This window comes from Desulfocicer vacuolatum DSM 3385 (genome assembly GCF_900176365.1).
In the GTDB taxonomy this organism is placed as follows: Bacteria; Desulfobacterota; Desulfobacteria; order Desulfobacterales; family Desulfobacteraceae; genus Desulfocicer; species Desulfocicer vacuolatum.
Genome location: NZ_FWXY01000018.1, coordinates 32,246 through 55,516 on the forward strand (window position 1 = coordinate 32,246; position 23,271 = coordinate 55,516).

At 46.9% G+C, this 23,271-nt stretch carries 15 protein-coding genes; 5 read left to right on the top strand and 10 right to left on the bottom strand.

The annotated features are described in order from the left end of the window. Positions 1-28 precede the first annotated feature (28 nt). Positions 29-907 carry a LysR family transcriptional regulator gene (locus B9A32_RS15285; protein ID WP_084070459.1) on the bottom strand — a complete coding sequence of 293 codons (879 nt, stop codon included), beginning with the start codon at positions 905-907 and terminating at the stop codon, positions 29-31. 221 nt (positions 908-1,128) lie between these two features. Here B9A32_RS15285 and pruA point away from each other — a divergent pair, with 221 nt between their 5' ends. Then, positions 1,129-2,760, top strand: coding sequence for an L-glutamate gamma-semialdehyde dehydrogenase (pruA, locus tag B9A32_RS15290; protein ID WP_084070460.1), 1,632 nt, complete (start codon positions 1,129-1,131; stop codon positions 2,758-2,760). Positions 2,761-2,853: 93 nt separating this feature from the next. Here pruA and B9A32_RS15295 read toward each other — a convergent pair whose 3' ends face one another. The 7 genes from B9A32_RS15295 to B9A32_RS15325 all read right to left on the bottom strand — a co-directional run bounded on the left by B9A32_RS15295 (position 2,854) and on the right by B9A32_RS15325 (position 9,867). After that, positions 2,854-4,632: a sensor histidine kinase gene (locus B9A32_RS15295; RefSeq protein WP_084070461.1), complete on the bottom strand. Its 1,779-nt coding sequence runs from the start codon at positions 4,630-4,632 to the stop codon at positions 2,854-2,856. A gap of 250 nt (positions 4,633-4,882) precedes the next feature. Continuing rightward, positions 4,883-5,569, bottom strand: coding sequence for a response regulator (locus B9A32_RS15300; protein WP_084070462.1), 687 nt, complete (start codon positions 5,567-5,569; stop codon positions 4,883-4,885). Between the two features lie 236 nt (positions 5,570-5,805). Next, a complete protein-coding gene (gene phoU / locus B9A32_RS15305) occupies positions 5,806-6,453 on the bottom strand; it encodes a phosphate signaling complex protein PhoU (protein ID WP_084070463.1) in 648 nt (215 codons plus the stop codon). Positions 6,454-6,511: 58 nt separating this feature from the next. Next, entirely contained in the window at positions 6,512-7,273 is a 762-nt protein-coding gene (pstB, locus tag B9A32_RS15310) for a phosphate ABC transporter ATP-binding protein PstB (RefSeq protein WP_084070464.1), read from the bottom strand. 4 nt (positions 7,274-7,277) lie between these two features. Further along, positions 7,278-8,132: a phosphate ABC transporter permease PstA gene (gene pstA, locus B9A32_RS15315; RefSeq protein WP_084070466.1), complete on the bottom strand. Its 855-nt coding sequence runs from the start codon at positions 8,130-8,132 to the stop codon at positions 7,278-7,280. Then, positions 8,132-9,019 carry a phosphate ABC transporter permease subunit PstC gene (gene pstC / locus B9A32_RS15320; RefSeq protein WP_084070468.1) on the bottom strand — a complete coding sequence of 296 codons (888 nt, stop codon included), beginning with the start codon at positions 9,017-9,019 and terminating at the stop codon, positions 8,132-8,134. The genes pstA and pstC overlap by 1 nt, the downstream gene beginning before the upstream one ends. A 32-nt stretch (positions 9,020-9,051) precedes the next feature. Continuing rightward, the gene (locus B9A32_RS15325) at positions 9,052-9,867 is read right to left on the bottom strand and encodes a phosphate ABC transporter substrate-binding protein (protein WP_084070471.1); all 816 of its coding nucleotides are present in this window, start codon (positions 9,865-9,867) and stop codon (positions 9,052-9,054) included. Between the two features lie 299 nt (positions 9,868-10,166). On the opposite strand from B9A32_RS15325, the gene B9A32_RS15330 reads away from it, so the two are divergent. Continuing rightward, the gene (locus B9A32_RS15330; protein WP_084070473.1) at positions 10,167-12,020 is read left to right on the top strand and encodes a sensor domain-containing diguanylate cyclase; all 1,854 of its coding nucleotides are present in this window, start codon (positions 10,167-10,169) and stop codon (positions 12,018-12,020) included. Between the two features lie 73 nt (positions 12,021-12,093). On the opposite strand, the gene B9A32_RS15335 is transcribed toward B9A32_RS15330, so the two are convergent. Next, the gene (locus tag B9A32_RS15335) at positions 12,094-15,357 is read right to left on the bottom strand and encodes an AAA family ATPase (RefSeq protein ID WP_084070475.1); all 3,264 of its coding nucleotides are present in this window, start codon (positions 15,355-15,357) and stop codon (positions 12,094-12,096) included. 10 nt (positions 15,358-15,367) lie between these two features. Next, positions 15,368-16,606, bottom strand: a complete 1,239-nt coding sequence (locus B9A32_RS15340; RefSeq protein ID WP_084070477.1) for an exonuclease SbcCD subunit D C-terminal domain-containing protein — start codon at positions 16,604-16,606, stop codon at positions 15,368-15,370. 482 nt (positions 16,607-17,088) lie between these two features. On the opposite strand from B9A32_RS15340, the gene B9A32_RS15345 reads away from it, so the two are divergent. The 3 genes from B9A32_RS15345 (at position 17,089) to B9A32_RS15355 (ending at position 22,774) form a co-directional block, all read left to right on the top strand. Continuing rightward, entirely contained in the window at positions 17,089-17,937 is an 849-nt protein-coding gene (locus tag B9A32_RS15345) for a DMT family transporter (protein ID WP_084070478.1), read from the top strand. A 128-nt stretch (positions 17,938-18,065) separates the two neighbouring features. Further along, the gene (locus B9A32_RS15350) at positions 18,066-20,900 is read left to right on the top strand and encodes a response regulator (protein WP_212637962.1); all 2,835 of its coding nucleotides are present in this window, start codon (positions 18,066-18,068) and stop codon (positions 20,898-20,900) included. Next, on the top strand, positions 20,897-22,774 hold the full coding sequence (locus B9A32_RS15355; RefSeq protein WP_084070480.1) for a sigma 54-interacting transcriptional regulator: 1,878 nt from the start codon (positions 20,897-20,899) through the stop codon (positions 22,772-22,774). Before B9A32_RS15350 ends, B9A32_RS15355 begins: the two co-directional genes overlap by 4 nt. The last annotated feature ends 497 nt before the right edge of the window (positions 22,775-23,271 follow it).

Here is a 23,271-nt window from a genome sequence, read left to right on the forward strand (position 1 = left end):
TCAACCTGCTCAGAGGCATGTACACGATTTACTGGAGACGGAATTCTTTAATATGGGCAATGAGATGTTGAAATTTTGCCAGGGCCAGGTTGCGGCGTTTAAGGTAAATATTAATGTGATCATTTAAAATGTCCAGTTCCGGAAAAAGCTCCACAAGGCTACCTTCTTCCAGTTCCCTCAACACCGTATACCGGGGAACAAAGCCCACTCCCATGTTGCTCAGGGCTGCGTTGATCATGCCCCGGACATGGTTGATCCGGGTAACCCTGTCAAAAATTACCTGTTTTTCCAGGGGAAGGGCATGGATAAAATTACGCCACCATGCAAGTTCATGGTCCTGGGAAAAGATGTTGCAACGGGTAAGATCTTCCACTTTGGTAATTTTATTTTTTTTAACATACCGGGGAGAGGCAATCACTGCATATTCTTCCCGGAACAAAACAATGGTTTCAAGATCCGGTCGTACATGGGGTTTGCAATCAATGATCACATCCAGTTCATCGTCCAGAAGCGGTTGAATCAGGGAATGGCTTAAAGTGAAATCCACGTGGATATCAGGATGGTTTTCAAAAAAAAATTCCATACCCTTTAGCAGTACACTCACCCCGAACTCCACAGTGGAACCCATGCGAATCAGTTCTGGATATTTTTTTGTTTTCATTAACAGATCCTGGGTCTTTTCCACCTCATAAAAAATTTTTTGACAACTTTTAAATAAAATTTTTCCTTCACTTGTCAGGGCAAAGGTTTTTCGGTTTTTCTCCACCAGGGTAAGATTAAGGCTTTCCTCCAGGGTTTTGATGGCGTGGCTCACGGCGGACTGGGTCACAAAGCGTTTTTTGGCACATTTGGAATAACTTTTCATCTGGGCCAGCACATAAAATGTGTTCAATTTATTTAAATCCACTTTTTTGCTCCAAAAATCTAAGGCATGGGGTATTTCAGCGATGTCCACATTTTGTGAATTTATGCTTTTTGAATATTAATAATATTCATATTAAATATGAATATTATGAATTTTACTTATATAAATTTTATGGGTATAAGTAAACCATTAAAAAGAATATTTCCATAAATCGCACGTCCTGACGGACACAACAAATTTTGAAAATATTAAGGGAGGCTGCCATGTCCAACGCCATTTATAACATCGCACAACCGGAAACCGCAAAACTTCTTTCCTATCTGCCGGGAAGCGACGAAAAAAAGCAACTTAAAGAACGCATTGCGCAGATGAAATCGGCTCCCATTGAGATTCCGCTGATCATTAACGGCAAAGAGGTCAGAACAGGCCGCACCGGAACATGTATTATTCCCCATAACCACTCCCATGTGCTTGCCACCTATCACATGGCAGGGCCCAAAGAGATGGAAATGGCCATTGACGCGGCCCTTGAAGCCAAGAAAACATGGGAGGGCACCCCCTGGGATCATCGTCTGGCGGTTTTTCTTAAAGCTGCAGAGCTCATTGACGGTCCCTGGCGATCCACCCTGAATGCCGCCACCATGCTGGGCCAGGGTAAAAGCGTTTATGAATCAGAGGCAGAAGCCGCATGTGAACTCATGGACTTTTTCCGATTTGGCAGCTATTTTGTAAAGCAGATCATAGAAGAACAGCCCAAAGCTGTGCAAGGCATTTTTAATCGCATGGAATATCGTCCCCTGGAGGGATTTGTCCTTGCTGTCACCCCTTTTAATTTCACGGCCATTGGCGGAAACCTCCCGTCGGCCCCGGCCATGTCCGGCAACACCGCCATCTGGAAACCGGCATCCACTGCCATTTTCTCCAATTATTATGTGATGAAGTTGTTGATGGAAGCAGGGCTTCCCGACGGGGTTATTAATTTTCTTCCCGGACCCGGCAGTGTGATTGGCCCCATTGCCATGGATCACCCCATGCTTGGCGGTATTCATTTCACAGGTTCCACAGCCACTTTTAATAACATGTGGCGCACAGTGGCCGGAAATTTGGAAAATTATCGCAGCTATCCCAGAATTGTGGGAGAAACCGGGGGAAAAGATTTTCTCTTTGCCCATGCATCGGCAGATGTTGGTGCCGTGGTCCATGCCGTCATTGCCGGCGCTTTCTCCTACCAGGGACAGAAATGTTCCGCCACTTCCAGGGTCTACCTGCCCCAAAGCATCTGGGAAGATGTACAAAAGGGCTTGATTAAAGAAACAAAGGATCTTAAACCCGGCAATGTGGAGGATTTTACCAATTACATGGGGGCGGTTATTGATAAAGCATCCTTTGATAACATCAAATCTTACATTGATGTGGCTGAAAAATCGCCGGAAGCTCAGATTATCATTGGGGGAGGCTGTAATGATGACGTGGGATATTTTGTGGACCCCACGGTGATCGTCACCACAAATCCCCATTTTAAAACCATGGAAGAGGAAATTTTCGGTCCGGTGGTGACCATATATGTATATGCTGATGACGATTTTGAAGAGGCTCTGGATCTATGTGAATCCACCTCTCCCTATGCCCTCACCGGTGCTGTTTTTGCCCGGGATCGTCTGGTCATTGCTGATCTTGAAAAACGATTGACCTATGCAGCCGGTAACTTTTATATCAATGACAAAACCACAGGGGCCTATGTGGGGCTCCAGCCCTTTGGCGGTTCCCGGGCCTCGGGCACCAATGAAAAAGTGGGAAGCAAGCACAATACATCCCGCTGGATGATTCCCCGAAGCATAAAAGAAAATTTCAATCCTCCCAAGGATTACAGACTTCCCTTGATGCAGGAATCTTGAATATCGGGATAAGCATCGTTGGCCCGTAACCTTTTTTAGGCCAGGCATTATTCGGCACAGGGGAGAATTTAAAGATTTTTTCCTGTGCCGGAATCATGCCGGAATGGTGAGGGTAAAGGCTGTGCCCCGGCCTTTTTCACTGGTAACGCTCACATTCCCATGGTGATACTGAACAATGTGTTTAACAATGGCAAGGCCCAGGCCTGTACCGCCTTCATTGCGGGTTCTTGCCTTGTCCACCCGGTAAAAACGATTGAAGATTTTGGAAAGATGCTCTTTTGCAATGCCATTGCCGTTATCTTTGATGATAATTTGGATCTGCTGCTCCTTGGGGGTTACCTTCACGTTTACCCGGCTTTCATGGGGGCTGTATTTCACGGCATTGTCCAGAAGATTTAAAATGGCCTGTTCCATGAGAAGGGGATCCACCGGAGCAGAAGCATTGTCCGGGCACTCCACGGTGATGTTGATTTTTTTTTCTTTCATCTGGGAGTCGCAGGCATGTACAGCCCCCTGTATAAGTGTTGCAAGGTCCTGATGTTCAAATTCAACCCCAGTACCCTGGAGCCTTTCAAGCCGGGACAATGCCAAAAGATCATTGATCAGTGCCACCATGCGGTTAACATTTTTTTCAATGATGTGTAAAAAATGCTCATATGATCCGGGAGCATTGGAGGGCATCATCCCTTGCAGGGTTTCAATAAATCCTTTGACAGTTGTGAGGGGGGTCTGGAGTTCATGGGAGACATTGGCGGCAAAATCCTTGTGCATGGTTTCAAGACGTCGCAGGCGGGTAATGTCATGAAAAATGATCAAGGTTCCCATGCGGCTGTTTTCGGCATCGTAAAGGGCTGTGGAATGGATGTTTATAATGATCTGATCATTGCCTGAAAGTTTAATATCCTCTTCCACAGGTTCATGGGTGGCCAATGCCTGCTGTATGAATTTTTCAAGGGCCATGTTTCTAACAATTTCCAATATATACCGGGTCTTGAGGTTTGAAACGGAAAATCCAAAAAGCTTTGCAGCTGCGGCATTTATGGTGATAATTCGTTCTTCATTGTCAATGGCAATCACCCCTTCCTGCATGCTGGTATGCACTGCCTCAAGCTCCATGGTGCGACTTTTAAGGCTTGTGATTTTTTCATCAAGATTTTCTGCCATGCGATTCATGGTCATGGCAAGTTCAGACAGCTCTTCGGATTGAGGGACGGCCAGCCGTGCTCCAAGATTCCCCCGGGCAAACTCCAGCGCACCATTTTTCATCTGTTCAACCGGGCGGGTGATTCTCTGGGACACAAACAAGCTGGCAACGGCCGCCGCCAGAATGGTCAATACCAGAGCCAGAAATACATTGTTTTGAATGGCTTTGAGCTGGCCGTCAATGCTGGAGATGGAAACCGATGTTCGAACAACGGCACTTATCCGTTGATCTATCATAACAGGCAGAGCGATGTACATCATGGATTGATTAAGTGTGGCACTGTATCGGATGGAAATGCCCTTTTGCCGTTTTAATGCCATCATGATTTCAGGGCGTTTCATATGATTTTCCATTGTCCCGGTGTCACCAAAGGAATCTCCAATGACCACCCCGGAAGGGAGCATCACCGTCACCCGGGTACCGGTGGATGCACCGATTTTTTTGCATTGTGTATCAATATAACCAATACGGTCTTCTTTTTCACTCAATACATCTGCAAATTGGTGTTGCAGCAGTTTTGCCCGTATGGTGAGCTCTTGTTCTGCATTTTCCAGGAAAATCGTTTTAAAATAACGGGTGGACCAGGAGGTTACGGCCAGAAGCGACAACACGGTGATCACCAGGAATGCCGGAAAAATTTGCCGGATAAGTTTTTTTTTCTTGGTCATGATTTTGTTTTGTACTTCCGTTGAGGGTGTGAAATATAAGTACTGGGTACTGGGTACTGGGTCGCAGTAAATATTCGGTTTGCTTGTGTAAATTTAAGGAAAATTGTAAACATTTGATTTGGTAATGTAAATGTTTGGCCAGTGCCCCATATTCGCTTATTTGGGGCTGCGTAGCATACTAATGCTATGTGAGCAGACCAAAATGAGTGAAGATGGGGTGCTGGCCGAATATTTACGGACGATTACACAGCTATTCCCTGAATCTATACCCCACGCCCCGGACGGTTTCAATGAGAGACGCGTGGGTTTTTAATTTTTTCCTAAGGCCCACAATGATTACGTCCACACTTCTTTCCGTCACCGCGTAATTGTCCCCATGAATGGCATCCACGATTTGATTCCGGGTGAACACCCATCCTTTTTTATTTGCCAGAAAAGAGAGCAGTTCAAATTCTGATACTGTCAGGTCCATGGCCTCTCCCATGAGGGTGACGGTATGGCGCTTTCTGTCAATGATCAGATCCCCCTCCTGTCTGATTTCTGCGGCATCCACGGCATCTTTTTTTCGGCGACGCAGTATGGCCCGGATTCTTGCGATGAGCACTTTGGGGCTGAAGGGTTTGGAAATGTAATCATTGGCCCCCAGTTCCAGGCCGGTGACAATATCGCTCTCTTCCCCTTTGGCTGTGAGCATGACAATGGGCATATCGTGGGTGCCGGGCTGGCCCCTCAGGTATCGGGTCACTTCAAGACCGTCAATTCCCGGGAGCATCAGATCCAGTACAATGAGATCCGGTTGGGATTGGGTGGCAATTTTAATGGCATCTTCACCACTCATTGCCGTTAATATGGTATACCCTTCATGGGCTAAATTATATTTGATCAGTTCCAGGATATCTTCTTCATCATCCACAATCAAAATCATTTCTTTTGTCATTGTTCATTTTTCCGGTTTGATTGATCCAATAGCCTGTGTTTAAAGATAACTTTTAACAAAAGCGGTAAATATTCGGTCTGCACCCCATTTTTACCTGTTTTGGCCTGCTCATCCTTAGAATAATATGCTACGCAGTCCCAGACAGGCAAATATGGGGCATTGCCCAAACACTTACATTACCAAGCCAAATATGTACCAAAATCGTCAATAACGCAGGGCTGATCCCACGTTGCATTTTACGTATGCCGGATGATTTCTCCTTCAATGAGATAGATCACCTCTTCGGCAATATTGGTGCTGTGATCACCGATACGTTCCAGATGCCTTGAAATCAAGTACATGTTAATTATTTCACTTACCATCTTAGGATGTTTCTGGATATCCTTTTTCATGGAATCATAGGCGTCATTTCTCATGGCATTGACCTCTTTATCCATATTTCGTACATCATAGGCCATGTCCACATTCCAGTGTACCAGGGCATCCAGGCTTAATTTCAGCATTTTTCCTGCTTGATCGGCCATGGCAGTGTAGTCATATCTGAATTTATCCGGGGCCTGGGCTGAGGTTTCAAAACGTCGGGCAATGTTGGCGGCATAATCTGCGATGCGCTCCAGATCATTGTTAATTTTAATCACTGCCACCAAAAAGCGTAAGTCCGTGGCAACGGGCTGGTACAATGCCAGGATTTTGAGACACTCTTCCTCCACTTCAATTTCCCGCTGATCAATCTCAACGTCTGTCTCAATGATCTGCCGGGCAAGTGTGGTGTCAGCTGTTTTAATGGAGTGCATGGCCTGTTGGAGGCGATGTTCCACCATGGCCCCAAGGGAGAGGAGTTCTTTTTTTATCTTTTCTATTTCGCTGTGCAGGTGCCCTGCCATATAATTTTCTCCTTAACTGCATTTTAATCGAATATCTTTGGCTGCCTTTATTCTTAATTTAACCGAATCGTCCGGTGATGTAATCTTCTGTCTGTTTTAATTTCGGTTTTGTGAACAGGGTATCTGTGTCATTGACTTCGATTAATTTACCCATGTAAAAAAAGGCCGTACGGTGGGAGACCCTGGCTGCCTGCTGCATATTATGGGTGACAATGATAATGGTCAGTTTTGAAGAAAGTTCGGTGACCAGGGCCTCGATTTTCTGGGTGGCAATGGGATCAAGGGCCGAGGCCGGTTCGTCCATCAAAAGTACCTCCGGGTCCACAGCCAGGGCCCGGGCAATGCACAATCTTTGCTGTTGTCCTCCGGAAAGCCCAAGGGCAGATTCGTTGAGACGATCCTTTACTTCATTCCAGATGGCGGCCTGTTTCAGGCTTTTTTCCACAATTCGGGTTATTTGTCCCTTGTCCTTGATACCGTTCACCCTGGGGCCATAGGCAATGTTTTCAAAAATTGATTTTGGGAAGGGATTGGGTTTTTGAAATACCATGCCCACCCGTTTCCTCAGATTTACCACGTCAACGGCCGGATCATGGATATCCATCCCGTCCAGCAGGGCCTTTCCCTGTACACGGGTGCCGGGGATAAGATCATTCATGCGGTTGAGACATCGAAGATAGGTGCTTTTTCCACATCCTGACGGTCCAATAAGAGCTGTCACCCGGTTTTTATAAAAATCCATGGAAATATGGTGAAGGGCCTGGAACTTACCGTAGTAAAAGTTCAGATCCCCGGTGTGCATCTTAGTATTGTTTTCCATGGTACTATATCCTTAATTTTTTTCTCATTTTTGATCTCATGATAATGGCCGTCAGATTCATTCCAAAAACCAGCAAAATCAGCACCAGAGCTGTTCCATACTGGAGGGATCGGGTGGCTTCAATGTGGGTACCTGCGGTGGCCAGCACGTAAATGTGATAGGGCAGTGCCATCACTTCATCCAGAATGGAGCCGGGAAGATCCGGGGTGAAAAAAACAGCGCCGGTGTACATGATGGGGGCGGTTTCTCCGGCAGCCCGGCTAAGTCCCAGTATGGAACCTGTGATGATACCGGGAAAAGCCATGGGAAGTACAATTTTTCGAATGGTTTGCCATTTTGTGGCCCCCATGGCAAGGGAGGCTTCCCGATGGGTGTGTGGCACTGCTTTCAAGGCTTCTTCCGATGCACCGATGATCACCGGCAGGGTCATGATGCCCAGGGTTACCCCCCCGGCGGCCAAGGATACCCCCATTTTGAGTACAATGCAGAAAAAAGCCAGTCCAAATAAGCCAAAGACAATGGACGGAACTCCTGCCAGATTATTGATGCCCAGGCGAATAAGGCGAACCATTTTGCCCTGGGTGGCATATTCGTTAAGATACACCGCCGATGCCACCCCAATGGGCAATGCCACAAGAATGGTGATAAAACAAAGGCTCACCGTGCCCACAATGCAGGGAAGAATGCCCCCCCGGGTCATGGATTCCCTGGGGACCTGGGAGATAAATTCCCAGGACATGGCCCGCCATCCCCGGGATATAATAAAATAAACCATCACTGCCAAAGCCGCTCCATTGATCAAAACGGCCATTCTGATGAAGAAAAACCACAATTTTTGTAGAAATATTCGTTTTTTCATTATAAGGACGCTTCCCCCACCTGGCGAAATCTGTGGGAAATAAAATCAGCCATGAGATTAAACAGAAAAGTAAAGATAAACAATACAATGCCTATGGCAAAGAGCGCGTGATAATGCTCCCCCCCAAAGGGGGCTTCGGCCATTTCTGCAGCAATACTGGCCGGTAAGGGACGCACCGGATCAAAAATGGAGCCCGGTATCATGGCGGCCCCGCCGGCGGCCATGAGCACCACCATGGTTTCTCCCACAGCCCGGGACAAGCCAAGGATAACAGCTGTGCAGATTCCCGACAGGGAGGCCGGTATAATCACCTTGAAAATGGTTTCAAAATGGGTGGCGCCCAGGGCAAAAGAGGCTTCTTTCAACGCCCCGGGCACGGAAAATATTGCATCTTCGGAAATGGTGCAAATGGTGGGAACTGCCATGAAAGCCAGCATAAGCGCCGCATTAAATAGATTTAATCCCACCGGGATATTAAATGTTTTCTGGATAAAGGGAGCCACCACCACCATGCCGAAAAAACCGATGACCACCGAGGGCATGGAGGCCATCAACTCCACAATGGGTTTTATACACTCTGTCACCCGGTTCGGGGCAATTTCTGCAAGATAAATGGCTGTCATAACCCCTAAGGGGATGGCCATTACCCCCGATAAAAGGGTGACAGCCAAAGAGCCCAGAATCAAGGGAAGTATGCCAAAATCTGCCGGGTCGTCCGTGGGGTACCAGTATTTGCCCAGGATAAATTCTTTAATGGAAATCTGTTCAAATATGGGAAGACCCTCTTTGAAGAGAAATACCATTATCAGTGACAATGCCGTGATGGAAAACAGTGCAATAACTGAAAAACTGAACTTTACACCGGTGTCGATGTGTTGACGTTTCAACGGGGGCTCCTTATGAGGTCTGGGATAAGAATTTAGAACAGAGGGATGGATCCTGCCTCTTTAACCAGTTTTTGACCTTTTCGGGACAGGATAAAAGAGATAAAACCCATGGTTTCTCCTTTGGGCCATCCCTTTGTGAACATGAAAAGTCCCCGGGATATGGGAAAAGAACCGTTCAAGGTGTTTTCTTCGGAGCCGACAACGCCGTCCACATCCACGGCTTTGATCTTTTTTGTGATATATCCCAGTCCAATGTATCCAATGGCACCGGGTGTGTTGGCCACGGCCTGGACCACGCCTCCGTTGGAGGGAACGGTCAGCGCATTGGGGATCACCCGCTTTTTTTTCATTACCAGATCCTTCCACACCCCAAAAGTGCCGGAAGAACTGTCCCGGGAAATCACCACAATGGTGCCGGGGGTGCCGCCCACCTCTTTCCAGTCTTTAATATTACCCAGATAGATATCTTTTAATTGGGCCATGGTGAGATTTTTTACGCTGTTTTCAGCGTTCACCACCGGAACAATGGCATCCAGGGCCACCCTGAAAGGAACGGGATATACGCCCCTGGTGCCCGCCAGTGTTACTTCTTTTTGTTTGATGAACCGGGAGGCATTGCCAATGTCTGCGGTGCCGTCAATGATGGCTTTAATACCGTTGCCGGACCCCCCGCCTGAAAGGGAAATTTTCACATCGGTATGTTCTGCCATATAGGCTTCAGCTGCTTTTTGTGCAATGGGAAGCACCGTGGTGGAACCTTTGATCACCAGTTCACCTGCAAAGAGCTGTGATGATGCCACTATCAGTGAAATTGAAAACATCAATAATACGTGAAACCTTTTTTCCATTTTTCCCTCCATAATTCATAAATAAGTCAAGTTTCGGACCTGGTGGGGACCATTGATATGGGTAAATATTTCCCGTCAGTCCCCCCCCTGTATGTCAATGAAATTCTGGACCAATATGTCATGGCTCGTGTTTTAAATACGAATGCATGAAAAATTGTCATTATTCATTTTTATTGAGAATATACCGATCTTATATTAGGATTGTATTAACGTTGTGTTAAGAGTGAATTAAAAGTGTTGCCCCTGGGATTAAATCAAGCATTGATTGACTCATCCAAAAATGAATAAGTTTAAAATAGATGAAAATTAACTTCACAAAATTACTGAATTCTATTGTTTGTATTGTTATTCTTTTTAGCCTGCCCGGCATTTCCTGTTCTGCTCCCTCTTCTTCCCATGTGAATATAGACACAAGGTTTGAAAAAATTAACCTGGGGCAATATATGGATGTGCTGGTGGACCCCAACGGTCATTTTTCCATTTTTGATATTACCCGTGGTGAGGCCCGGGAGATGTTTGTTCCCCATGGGGGGGATGGTCTTTTTATGATGCCTCCGACCCGGAAAATCGTTTGGGTGCGTTTTACCCTGGATATGAATTCCACATCTCGGATTTTGCCATATCTGAACTTGGAACTGGGGCGTCCCCGATACCGAGTGGATTTTTTCCAGTCTTCCCCGGAACCGTCTGCTCCTTTTTTACATAAGCGTCTTTCCCATGAACAACCTTCGGCCCGGGGGGACTTTAATTTCAGGCATCTCATGTTCAAGGTGGATCTCCGTGGGCAAAAACAGATAACCTGTTACCTGCGATTCCAGGTTTACGGTACTGAGGTCATTCCCATGGTTTTACGCACTCCGGAAGCGTTTCGGATATACACGGCCCATGACCACCTGCTCTTTGGCATGGCCTATGGCATCATGTTGAGCATGATTTTTTATAACCTGTTTCTTTTTCTGGCACTGGGACGTCGGGAATATCTGCAATATGTTCTCTATATATGCGCCTTTTTGTCCTATCTTTTTATATTTATGGGACACTTTTCCAATTTTTTCTCCCTTGATATTCAAACTGCTCTGACCCTTGAGTACACCTGCCTGGGCAGCTGCATTATTTTAGGTTTTTTGTTTTGCAGAAATTTTTTTAACATGTCCCTCATGGCACCGGTGTGGGAAATGTTGTTGGCTTTAATTGCTGTGCTCGGGGGAGGAATTTTTGTGACCGGTATTACCGGGTTATTTGTCTGGGCAGATATTTTGTGCAATATTGCCGGACTTTTTTCTTCAACCATTTTAATAAGCATTGGATTCATTCAATGGCGCAAGGGGTTTAAACCTGCCAGAATCTATATCTGTGCCAATGTGGTGTTTACCATTGGTACTGGTATTTTTATTTTATGGGTCATTGGTGTACTTCCCACCACCGTACCCGGAGAGCAAATATTGGTTCTGGGACCTGTATTTGAATCTATTTTACTCTCCTTTTCCCTGGCCTATAAAATTCGGCTGATGGAACGTGACCGGCTGCGCCTGAGCAAAAGCCGGGATAAGTTTCGTATGGCAAGCCGCATGGACGGCATGACAGGACTTTACAATAAAAAGTTTTTTTTGGATCAATTGCGTAAAGAGGTGGAGAGTGCCTTTGAAAGAGAGCGCTCCCTGTGTCTTTTGATAATGGATGTGGATAATTTTAAACTTTATAATGATACCTACGGCCATCCCGAAGGAGATGTGGTATTAAAGACCCTTGCCCGGGTTATCAGTGATGGGATCAGACAATTTGATTATGCCTGTCGCTACGGAGGAGAAGAGTTTTGCGTCATATTTCCCGACACCCAGCCAAGGGATGCTTTTTATGTTGCCGAGCGTATTCGAAAGAAATTTTCCGCAGTGGCTTTTCATCCCCGGCAGGATGAAATTGTGGGGGTGACCATCAGCATGGGGGTGGGCGTGGGGGATGAAAACGATACAGAGGAAACATTGCTTAAAAAAGCAGATATTGCCCTTTACAGGGCAAAGCAACTGGGTAAAAATAAGACCTGTACCATGCCACAACTGTCTTTTTTATCAGAATCAATGGAAACGATTTCAGATGAAAAAGGATCTGGCGTTGTTTGCAAGGAAATTAAAAAAGCGTCAATTTCTCAAATTTAATCTTGTTGCGGCGTGATCGGTGGTGTGAACCTTGCACGCTTTTGTTTGCTGGCATTTTGCTGGAAAAACACGATTAATCTTTGACTTTAGTGACTTTGCAGCATCCCGGACCGGAAATGGTGCTTCTTCCACCGGATTCCGGGGTGATGTTGATCTGGGTGCTTATTCTTTCTTTCAGTGCGGACACGTGGGAGATGATGCCTATCAACTTAGCATCCTGCTGAAGGCCGGATAATGTCTCAAGGGCCGTTTCCAGAGCATCGTCATCCAGGGTTCCAAACCCTTCATCCAGAAATAATGAATCCACACGAACCCTGCGGCTGGCCATGCGGGAAAGCCCCAAGGCCAAGGTAAGACTGACGATAAAGCTTTCGCCACCGGAAAGATTTCGGGTGGATCGGATTTCACCTGCCTGGTAATTATCCACCACATTGAGCTCCAGGGGCTGGCTTTTATCCCGGATGAGCAGATACCGGTCTGTCATTTTTTCAAGTTGAGCATTGGCATGGGAAACCATCAGTTCAAAGGTTAATCCCTGGGCAAAATTGCGGTATTTTTTACCATCGGCAGAACCGATGAGTTCGTGCAATTTTTCCCAGCGACGGCACTCTTTTTTTTGAACATCAATGGCGGTTTGCTCTTTTTTTATACGTGCCCCGGCGGATTTGTTTTTTGTGAGTTGATGTTTAAATCCGGCAATGGTCTCCCTTAGCCGGTTCAATGTCTCTTTAAGTTCCTTGAGTTCCGGTTCAAGTATTTCCATGGAGTTTGCTGTTAATTTTCTGGCGGTTTCCGTGGCCAGGCGGGTTTCTCGATCTTTTTGTCTGGCCGTAAGATCTGTGTGTGCATCATCCAGCGATTTGGCCTTTGCCCCGATGATCTCTCTTTGTTCTGGTGTGAGCCTGGCCTTAAGAAATTGTTTTTCATCTGAAAAATCAGCTGACAGAAGGGTTGTTATAAATTGTGATTCCAGGCGTTTCAGTTCTGTTTTTCTTTGGGTGATCTGTTTTTCCAGGGTTTCAAGCGTGGTGTTTGAGGATGTCCACTTCTGTTGTAATTTATCATAAAGGCTTTTGGCCTGTTTTTCGGTCTGTTCAGCCCGGGCAATGGCATTGTGAAGGCGTTGCTCTTCCCGGTCAGGTTTTTTATCCTTGTATAACTCCCGGCGTTGGGCAATGGTGACGCTGTTTTCCTTTTTAAGTGTCTCCAGATTGTATTGTTTTTCAGCCAATGTGTTCAGCTGGTTTTCAATGACCCCGTCCAGGCGGTTCAATTCACTGTCAAATTGCGTCATCTGCTTGTCCAGGTCCGTCTTTTTTTCCATCTGGGCCTGCCATGTGTGCAGGCGTTTTTTTAATGTATCAAGCAAAGAAGAAAGATCATCATCCGGGATGATGTCAATGCCCAGGGGGATGAGTTTTTCTGATACAATCTGTTTTAACGCATTGAATCTGTTGCTGCTGTTTTCCAGCAGAGCCCTTAAATCCGACAGGTTCTTTTCAGCGGCTTTTTTTTCTGCGTCAGCTTTAGCTTCGTTTTTTTCGTCCCGGGAGAGGCTGTTCCGGAGGGTGTTTTCGGTTTTCTCAAGGTTTTGAATGATATCTTTTTGATTTTCTGCGTTTTCTATCAAGTCTGTGAGCACCTTGATTTTTTTTTCCGTTTCATCGGGAATGGGCACATTGCCCCGGGCAAAGGGATGCTCCTTTGCCCCGCACAGGGGGCATGGAGCCCCGTCTTCCAGTTTCATGCGATGCTCTTCAAGCTGTGCAATTTTTTTAAGAAAGGACATTTCCCTCAGCAGGGTTTCCTTTTCCCTTCGATATTCACGTAAAAGCCGATCCCCCAATAGTTTTTCCAGGGCCTCCTTTGCCTGTGTGCGTTTCGCTGTTGTTTCTTTTAATTTTTCTGTTTGCCCGGCGCATCTTTTTGTGCAGCGGGTCAGTTTTTGTTTTGCCTGTTTCAGCGTTGAGTCTGCTTCTTTTTTTTCAGCTTTTTTTGGGGAGATCTCTTTTTGCATTAATAGCAATCTTGCCAGCTGCTCTTCAACCCCGGCAAGACCGCTTACCAGCCATTCATCCCGGGAATGATCTTTGAGGTAAGCGGTGATCGTTTCTAACTTTTTTTGTGTTTGTGTGCGTTTTTTTTGCTCCTTGGTGCGGTTTTTTTTCCGGGACTCAATGGCTGCAATTTCTTTGTTACAGCTTTCTTTAATTTCTGAAATCGTTTTTTTCTGTGATTCCAGTGTCTGATCCAGGGCACGAATTTTTTGAAGAAGGGGGGTTGCTTTTTTAAGTTCTTCCTTAACGGAAATCGTTTGTTGTTCCGTTGTTTTTAAATTATCGCGTTGATTTTTTAAAGATATTTCAAGGGCTGGGAGTTTTTTTCCCTCTGTGTTCAGGGTTGATTGATCCCTTAGTTGCTGTTTGCGTACCTCTGAAAGTGTGGCATAATCACCGTCCAGGCGGGCCGCATTGCGTGCCAGGGCAAGTTTTTTGCGTTCCGCATGGAATGCTTCCATGGCCGTGTGAAGGTGTGTGGATTCTTCAGCCAGGGTGTTGATCTCTTTTTTCAGCCCATGGATGCTGTTTAACCATGCAATGGCTTTTTCTGTTTGGATTGCCTTTGTTGCAATATCTGCTTCCTGTTGCCGGGCAGTCTCAAAGTTTTGCCGAATTTCCTTTTCCTGATCCGGTTCAAGAATGTGAATTCCTGCAATTGCGGCCTGTAAAGTATCCAGCTTTTCCCGTTCATCCCGTCGTCGTTCATGGACCCTTTTGGAGATTTCCGTGTAAATACCGGTGCCGGTTATCTGTTCAAGAATTTTGGATTTTTGTTCCACATCGGCCTTGAGAAAGGTGTCAAAGCCCCCCTGGGCCAGGAGAATGGATCGGGTAAATCGCTCAAAATCCATGCCGGTTTTCTCTTCCACCACCTGCTGCACCCGCCGCAGTTGATGCTCAATTACCTTCCCCTTGCCATTCCCCCGGGCGATCTCATGTTGGGGGGGCTGCAGGTTGGCACCCGGTTTTTTCCGGGCCCGGCGTTGCTCCCAATGGCAGCGGAATTGACCGGTCTGGGATTCAAACAGCACTTCAGCATAGCACTCCCCGGCCTGGCGGGACATGATTTCATTGCCGGCTTTGGTTATTTTACCAAGACGGGGGGTTGCACCGTACAGTGCAAGACAGATGGCATCAAGGATGGTGGACTTGCCTGCGCCTGTGGGGCCTGTTAATGCAAAAATACCGTTGGAAACATATTCCGGGTCTGTGAAGTCAATAAACCATTCGTCATGGAGGGAGTTGAGATTTTTAAATCTCAATTCAAGTATCTTCATTGGCCGTCCCTTACTCTGCGTTTACATCCTCTTCCCGGATGGATTGAATTATTTCGTCATGGGATGCTGTGAGGGCCTCCCGCTCCTGCTCAGGAACATCAAAGGCGTTAAGACAACGGATAAAGACATCTTTGGGGTCCAGATCATCAAGGGTTTCATTTTTATGGATGGTGCTGATTATCCGTTCAAGAACCTTTTTGTTTTTAATGCGGCAGATTTTAATTTCAGAATCTGCCAAGGCTTCGTCAAGGGTCTCTCGCAGGTTGGTGATGATATCCCGGCCGATGTATTCAATTTCCAGCCATGCCCGGCTGTGATTTTTTTTAAGATCTGCCACCTTTTCATGGATATCATCCAGAGTGCCCGCAATGCGCACCAGCTCCTGGAAGCAGGGCACCTCAATTTCTTTAACATGGGGTAGGGTGTCTTCAAATTCAACAAGGATGATTTTTTTTTGTTGTTTTGCCTCTCCATAGCCCATGGGAATGGGGGAGCCGCTGTAACGCATATGTTCCATAGCGCCGACGCGTTGGCAAACATGCAAATGGCCCAGGGCAAGATAATCAATGGAGGAGGGGAAAACATCGGCGTCCACATGGGCAAGGGACCCCACATAAAGCTCCCGAACCCCGTCTCCATCAACGGTTTTGCCCCCGGCGGTGAAAAGATGCCCCATGGCAATGATGGGAATGGTGCCCTGGCCTGCGCATTTAAATTTAGTTTGTTTTTGTCGGGCCATGGCGCAGACATCGGCATAATGGTTTTTAATCCCTTTAATGAGCTTGGCGTTTTTATCATCCATGGTTTCCCCGGGTGCCACCGTGCGGATATCCCTGTCCCTGAGGTACGGTATTCCACAAACAATGGCCTGGGGCTGCTTATTGTTTTCAAGAACAATCACTTCGTCTTCCATGGATTCCGTTATAGCACCCACCACATGGACATTCAGTGCCCGCAGCACCTCTTTGGGGGCATTGAGAAATGAGGGAGAATCATGGTTTCCGGCAATGATAACCACATGGTGGCAGCAGGAGGCCGCAACCCGGCAGAGAAAATCATAATAAAGGGCCTGGGCCCGGTTGCTTGGTGTATTGGTGTCAAACAGATCTCCTGCGATGAGCAGCGCATCAATGCCTTGATCTTCTATGGTTTTACCCAGCCAGTCCAGAAATTTTGAAAACTCGTTGTAACGCTTTTGCCCATACAGGGATCGCCCCAGGTGCCAGTCTGATGTGTGCAGAATTTTCATAGAATTTGTTGGCAGAAACCCTTGGATTCATAGGTCCGTGGGAATTGTCACCTCCATTTTTAGGGAGTCAGCCGTTTTCAATTTACCGTTTACCCGAAATTTCATCCATAAACATATCAATTTTGGTATGGTTAAATGGTAAATCAATAAGATCTGAGTCCCTTAGATTAACGCCTTTATCCTTTTTGATTCTATGGGATTTATGTGACGGGTGTCAATATCTGTCTGGGAAAGCCAAACATTCTAAATTTGCTTTTTCTGTTGATGCCTCGCCGGTCATATGTTTTTATTGTATTTTGTTTTTAAAAGGCCAACCCTATGAAATCATAGATTTTTTGAATTTAAATTGCCTCTTGTCTGGTTTGATACATGCAAATGTCTGGCCGCTGCCCATATTCAAATGTTTTGACCTTGTGTCCTTTGGGTAGTAAAAGAGATCGTTTATGATTACATTTAATTTCCCAAGGTAAAATGGAGGATGCTTGAAAAACTGGAAACCCTGCCTTGCCGGGTCATTGGTGGTGCTTATCTGGTCCGGCTGGATAACGATTTCCCGATATGGGGTACACACCCTGCTTACCCCGGCGGATATAACCCTGCTTCGATACGCCACGGCTCTTTTGGTGGTTTCACCCTTTGCGTTAAAATATCCCTGGAAAAAATTTTATTTGTATCAATATCTGGTGGTGGGCCTGGGCGTGGGGTTTCCATATACCATGGTATCCTTTTACGGGCTCATGGAGATCAAGGCTGCCCATGCCGGAATTCTGGTCAATGGCATGCTGCCTGTGTTTGCTACCCTGGCGGCCTGGTTTTATTTTAAGCAGCGCATTTCTCCTGTGCGATATTTTGCCATTTTTCTTATTTTTGGGGCCAACCTTATCATGACCGGCAAGGGGTTTTTCACTCCAGGGCATTTGTTTGGTATTTTCCTGTTGTTAAGTGCCGCTGTTATCTATACTTTCCATATGCTGGGGGTTCGCCTGTGGCAATTTTCATGGAAAGATGTGCTGGTGGTGGTCCCCACTGTAAATTGCCTGTTTTTTTTACCGCTGTGGTTTTTTTTCCCATCAACGGGGTTTAAGGTTCCGTTGGATGACATCCTTTTGCAGGCGATATATCAAGGGGTTGTGGTCAATGTTTTGGCCCTTTCCTGTGTTGCCTATGCCATACGCCATCTGGGAACCATTACAGTGTCCCTGTTCATGTCTTTTGTGCCGGTTATCACGGCATTGTTTGCCTGGCTGCTGCTTGGAGAAACCCTTAATACCCGGGAAATCACCGGTATTCTTGGTTGCACAGCCGGATTGATTATCTACAATAAGGGGTAGGGGTTATGTTTTCTTGGAGCAGTTTATATGACATACTTCGCAAACTTGTGGGGTGCTTCTACCTTTGTTGTGGGCAGAACCGGATCAAAATAAGGTCTTCCCATGGCAGTTATATTTTTTTTGTTTTTGTGTTTCAATTTTTCCCCTTTATCTGCCAGGGGGCAGCTGTGCCCAATCCATTGCATTTTACCCGGGAAGAGCTGGACTGGATGAACCGCACGCCTGTGGTCACCGTGGGTATTGATCACGATTTTGCCCCCATGGAGTACCTGGATGAAAAGGGAAAGTACATTGGCGTAACTGCGGATTTTTTGAAATTAATCGAAACTGAAACAGGACTGAAATTTAAAATAGAAGTGGCCCATACCTGGGAAGAGAATATCCGCCGCGTCAAGGAGGGTACACTTCATATGCTCGGGGCTGCGGTTTCTTCTCCCCGGCGAAAGCAGTTTATGGATTTTACCCATCCCTATGCCCGGTTATCCGGTGGCATCATTGTGAGAAAAAATATCATGGAACCCATGTCACTGGAAAAACTCCAGGGGATGAAGGTGGCTGTGGTTCACAATTATATCTGGAAAGATATCATTGAGGCAGATTATCCTGACATTACCCTGGATGCGGTGCCAAATATTGAAGCCGGTCTTAAAAAGGTCTCCTTTGGCATGGTGGACGCCATGGTGGGATACATGGCCACGGCGGCCCATCACAGTGAAAGGCTGGGGATTTCCAATCTGCGGGCCTCGGGGGAGACCCTTGCGCTTTTGCCCATCTCCTTTGCTGTGAACAAACAAAATGCCCCCCTCACCGCCATCATCAATAAGGCCCTTTCTGCCACCCCGGAAGTAGAAAAAGAGGCCATCTTAAGGCAGTGGATTCGTTTGGAATTTTCTCCTCCCAAAACTTATCAGGCCTTTAAATGGGCATTGATACTGGTGATTATTGCCGGTGTTGTTATTTTGGTAATCATGCGGATTAATGCACAAAATGCTTTGAAAAAAGCGTATCATGAGCTTGAAAAAAGGGTGGCGGAACGCACCGTTGAATTGAGTGATGCCAATGAAGCATTAAAGCTTGCCAAAGAGGCTGCCGATGCAGCCACCCGGGCCAAAAGTGATTTCCTGGCCAACATGAGCCATGAAATCCGCACCCCCATGAACGGTGTCATCACTGCATCTGAACTGGTGATGAATGAAATCCTTCCCCCAAAAATCGCCAGGTACATGGAGATTATCCATAACTCCGGCCATACCCTTTTGGGGGTGATTGACGATATCCTGGATTTTTCTAAAATTGAGGCAGGAAAGCTGGTGCTGGAAAAGAAACCCTTTCATCTGGGGAAACTCATGGAGCTGGTGGAGGCACTTTTTTCCCATAAAATTGCAGAAAAGCACATTGATTTTGTGTTGACCATGGACCCGGATATTCCCATGGCGCTTTTGGGTGATGCTTTTCGGTTACAGCAGATTTTAATGAATTTGATCAGCAACGCCGTTAAATTCACCGACAAAAACGGGACCATTGCCGTTACCGTTCAAAAACAGCCGTTGCCCGGAAAGCCGGAGCAGGCCCGGCAGGAAAATAAGGGTTCCGGGAAGATTACCCTGGTTTTTTCTGTTAAAGATACGGGCATCGGCATTGCCACCAGACACCAGGATTTACTTTTTACCCCATTTTCACAGATTGATGCATCCACCACCCGAAAATATGGCGGCAGTGGCCTGGGTCTTTGCATCTGCGGGCAATTGGTGGAGATGATGGAAGGAACCATCCAGGTCCAGAGTGCACCGGGAAAGGGAAGCTGTTTTGTCTTCACCGTTACCATGGAACCGTCAGGTACCCGGGCCGTGGAACCCTCTTGCGCCTCTCCGGCTTCCCCTGATATTCTTTCCGGGTACAGATCTTTGTTGCAGGGATGCCGGGTGCTGGTTGCCGAGGATAATCCCACCAACCAGGAGATTACCCTTGCCGTGCTGGATCTTGCCGGCATCCATGCGCGACTGGTGGAAAATGGCGTGGCAGCCCTGGCTGCGGTGCAGGAGGAACCCTTTGATGCGGTGCTCATGGATATCCAGATGCCGGAAATGGATGGATTTGAAGCCACCCGGGCCATACGTCGATTGCCCGGTTATCAGGAGATTCCCATTATTGCCATGACAGCCCACACCCTTAAGGAAGACCGTAAAAAATGCATTGATGCCGGTATGAACGACTATATTTCCAAACCTGTGAGCCAGAAAAAATTGTTCAAGGTGTTGACCCATGCCATGGGTAAGACCTTGCCTTCCCATGAACCGGGGGCCGCGCTTTCCACAAAAAAAATGTCCTCCTCCGGTAAATTGCGGTTGCCCCGCAAGATGCCGGGCATCAACATTCAAGAAGCCATGACCCGACTCCATGCAAGCCATCACACCTTTATAAAAATACTAAAAACCTTTTACCGGGATCATCAAACCACCCGGGAAAGACTGACAACGGCCTGGGAAAAAAAAGACATGGATGGGCTGATCCGACAACTTCACAGTTTAAAGGGGGCCGCCGCCGGTATCGGGGCCGAAAAACTACAGCATCTGGCAAATACCCATGAACAGCGTTGCAAAGAGAATCAATCCCGGTCTCCCTTATCAGAAAAGGATCTCCATGACCTTGGACAGGCGTTGTCCCAGGTCCTTGGCACCATTGATGAAATGTGTCATTGCCGGGGGGATGTGGAAAATATCGCACCTGGACAGGGTTTTCCCCCGGAGGATAAGGCCCAGCTTACCCTGGTGCTGCAAAATCTTAAACACGCCCTGGAACACTATGAACTCAAAGCCGTGGAAGAACAATTTTGTTTATTGACCCAGAATATGAATCATCCCATACTCAAGGAAATCAAACAACAGATCGACTCCTTTGATTATGATCCTGCTGTTGAGCAGGTCGAGCATCTGATAACCACCATGGAGAAAAGGCAACCATGAACAGTGCAGATCCCCTTGTCATGATTGTGGACGACAATGTAACCAACATTGAAATGCTGGCAGCCACCCTGCGCTCCCATTTTCGTCTGGCCATTGTCAAAAGCGGTGAAAAAGCCCTGGAACTCACACAGAAACGGTTACCGGATTTGATTCTTCTGGATATAATGATGCCGGTAATGAGCGGATTTGAGGTGTGTGAAGCCCTGAAACAGGACAGGCGCACCCGGGATATCCCCATTATCTTTATCACAGCCGTCACTGCCACAGATGAAAAAACCAAAGGGTTTGGGTTGGGGGCCGTGGATTACATCACCAAACCTTTTCACGCATCAGAGGTGCTTGCCCGGGTACGGACCCATCTTGCTTTGAGACAGATGCAAGAAGCCCTGGAAGAAAAAAATCGCATCATTGCCGGTACATTAAAGGAGAAACGCCGCCAGCTGGATACCCTTGTGGATAATCTTCCGGGCATGGTTTACCGGGCCCGCTTTGACGGAGCCTGGCGCACCTGTTTTGTCAGTGACGGGTGTCGGGAGCTCACCGGATATAATCCCCGTGATTTTACCACACACAAAGGCCTTCACCATGGGCTGTTTGCCCGGGGCGATTCCCAGGGTAAAAAAAAGAGGCGTGCAAGAGCAGATGACAATCTAAATAAAGAAATAAAAGCCCTTTCTTTGTATCCCTCCCTGGACGATGCCCATGACAATATCCATAAAGCCCTTAAAAAAAATATTCCTTTTAAGGAAACCTATCCCATCACAACCGCCTCCGGGGAGGACAAATGGGTGTGGGAACAAGGCATCGGCATATATGATGAACAGGGAAACTTGACCGGCATGGAAGGGTTTATTTCTGATATTACAGAAAAACAAAAGGAAGCTGTGGCCCTTTGTCTGGAAAATCGCCGGTTAAAATCAAAGTGTATCCATCCCCATAGGTTTGATGATATCATCGGGGCTTCTCCGGCCATGCAAAAGGTATATAAGCTGATTTTAAAAGCCGCCTGTCAGGAGGATAATGTTATTATTTATGGGGCTTCCGGCACGGGCAAGGAGCTGGTGGCGCGATCCATCCACACCAACAGCAACAGAAGTCGGGGCCATTTTGTGCCGGTCAATTGCGGGGCCATCCATGAATCCCTTTTTGAAAGTGAGTTTTTTGGCCATAAAAAAGGTGCTTTCAGTGGGGCCACCACAGATAAAATCGGCTTGTTGGACCGGGCCGACGGCGGTACCTTGTTTCTGGATGAGCTGGGTGAAATTTCCCTTGGCATGCAGGTGAAACTTTTGCGGGTCATGGACGGCAATGGATATATTCCCGTGGGAGGGACCCGGGTTAAAAAACCGGATATCCGGTTTGTGGCGGCCACCAACCGTGATTTGAAAAAGATGGTGCGGCAAAAGAAAATCCGGGAAGATTTTTTTTTCCGCATCCATATTATCCCCATCACCTTACCCCCACTGAAGCAGCGGCGGGAGGATATTCCCCTTTTGATTCAACATTTTCTGGATGCCTATCCCCAGGATGAGACCCTGCCCCGGATGACAGATTCTGTGGTGTCTGCCATGGTGGATTACCATTGGCCGGGCAATATCAGGCAGCTTCAGAATGTGCTTTATCAATATTTGACCCTGGGGCAACTGGAGTTCCTGGACCCCATAGGGGGGAAGGGGGGAAAAACAATTGAGGATGCAGGGCATGACAAAGGGGAGGCCCAGACATTAAAATCGGCCATGGAAGAGTATGAAAGAAAATTCATAGAAAAAATGCTGGCCCTTCACGGCAATCGGAAAATCAAGGTGGCTGAGGCCCTGGGGATTGATAGGAAAACCCTGTTCCGTAAAATGAAACACCATAATATCAATATATAACCGCCACGGCGGATCGTATTCTGATCCGGCTCTGCCCACAACGAAGCTTGAAATACGCTCATGATTTGCGGAGTATTTCATATAAAAATTGCCATGTTCAGCGCTTATCCTGATCTTACTTTAATGTGAATCTGGGGCAGGTATGCCCCGTTGTTCAGTTTGGTTTTTTACAACAGGCATCTCCTGTGGGACACAACGAATATTGAAAATGGTGTCATGTCGCCCCCACGAGGGGTAATGTTCCCGGCCCGGAACTGTAGACAGCTCAACTGTCCGGTTCCTATTGCCCCCCCGGGGGGGCTCTGCGGAGATTGTCTGGAAGTTTTATTTTCTAATAACAGCCATGGGCAGATCATATTGGGATTTGACCTGCCCACAACGAAACATGAAATACGACCCTGTTTGGAAGGAAATTGCCGGTGGGGCAATTTTGCCCCGGAATGTGGGGAAAATTACTATTTCTTGTGCTTTCAACAGTTTGTAATTGTTTGTTTCTA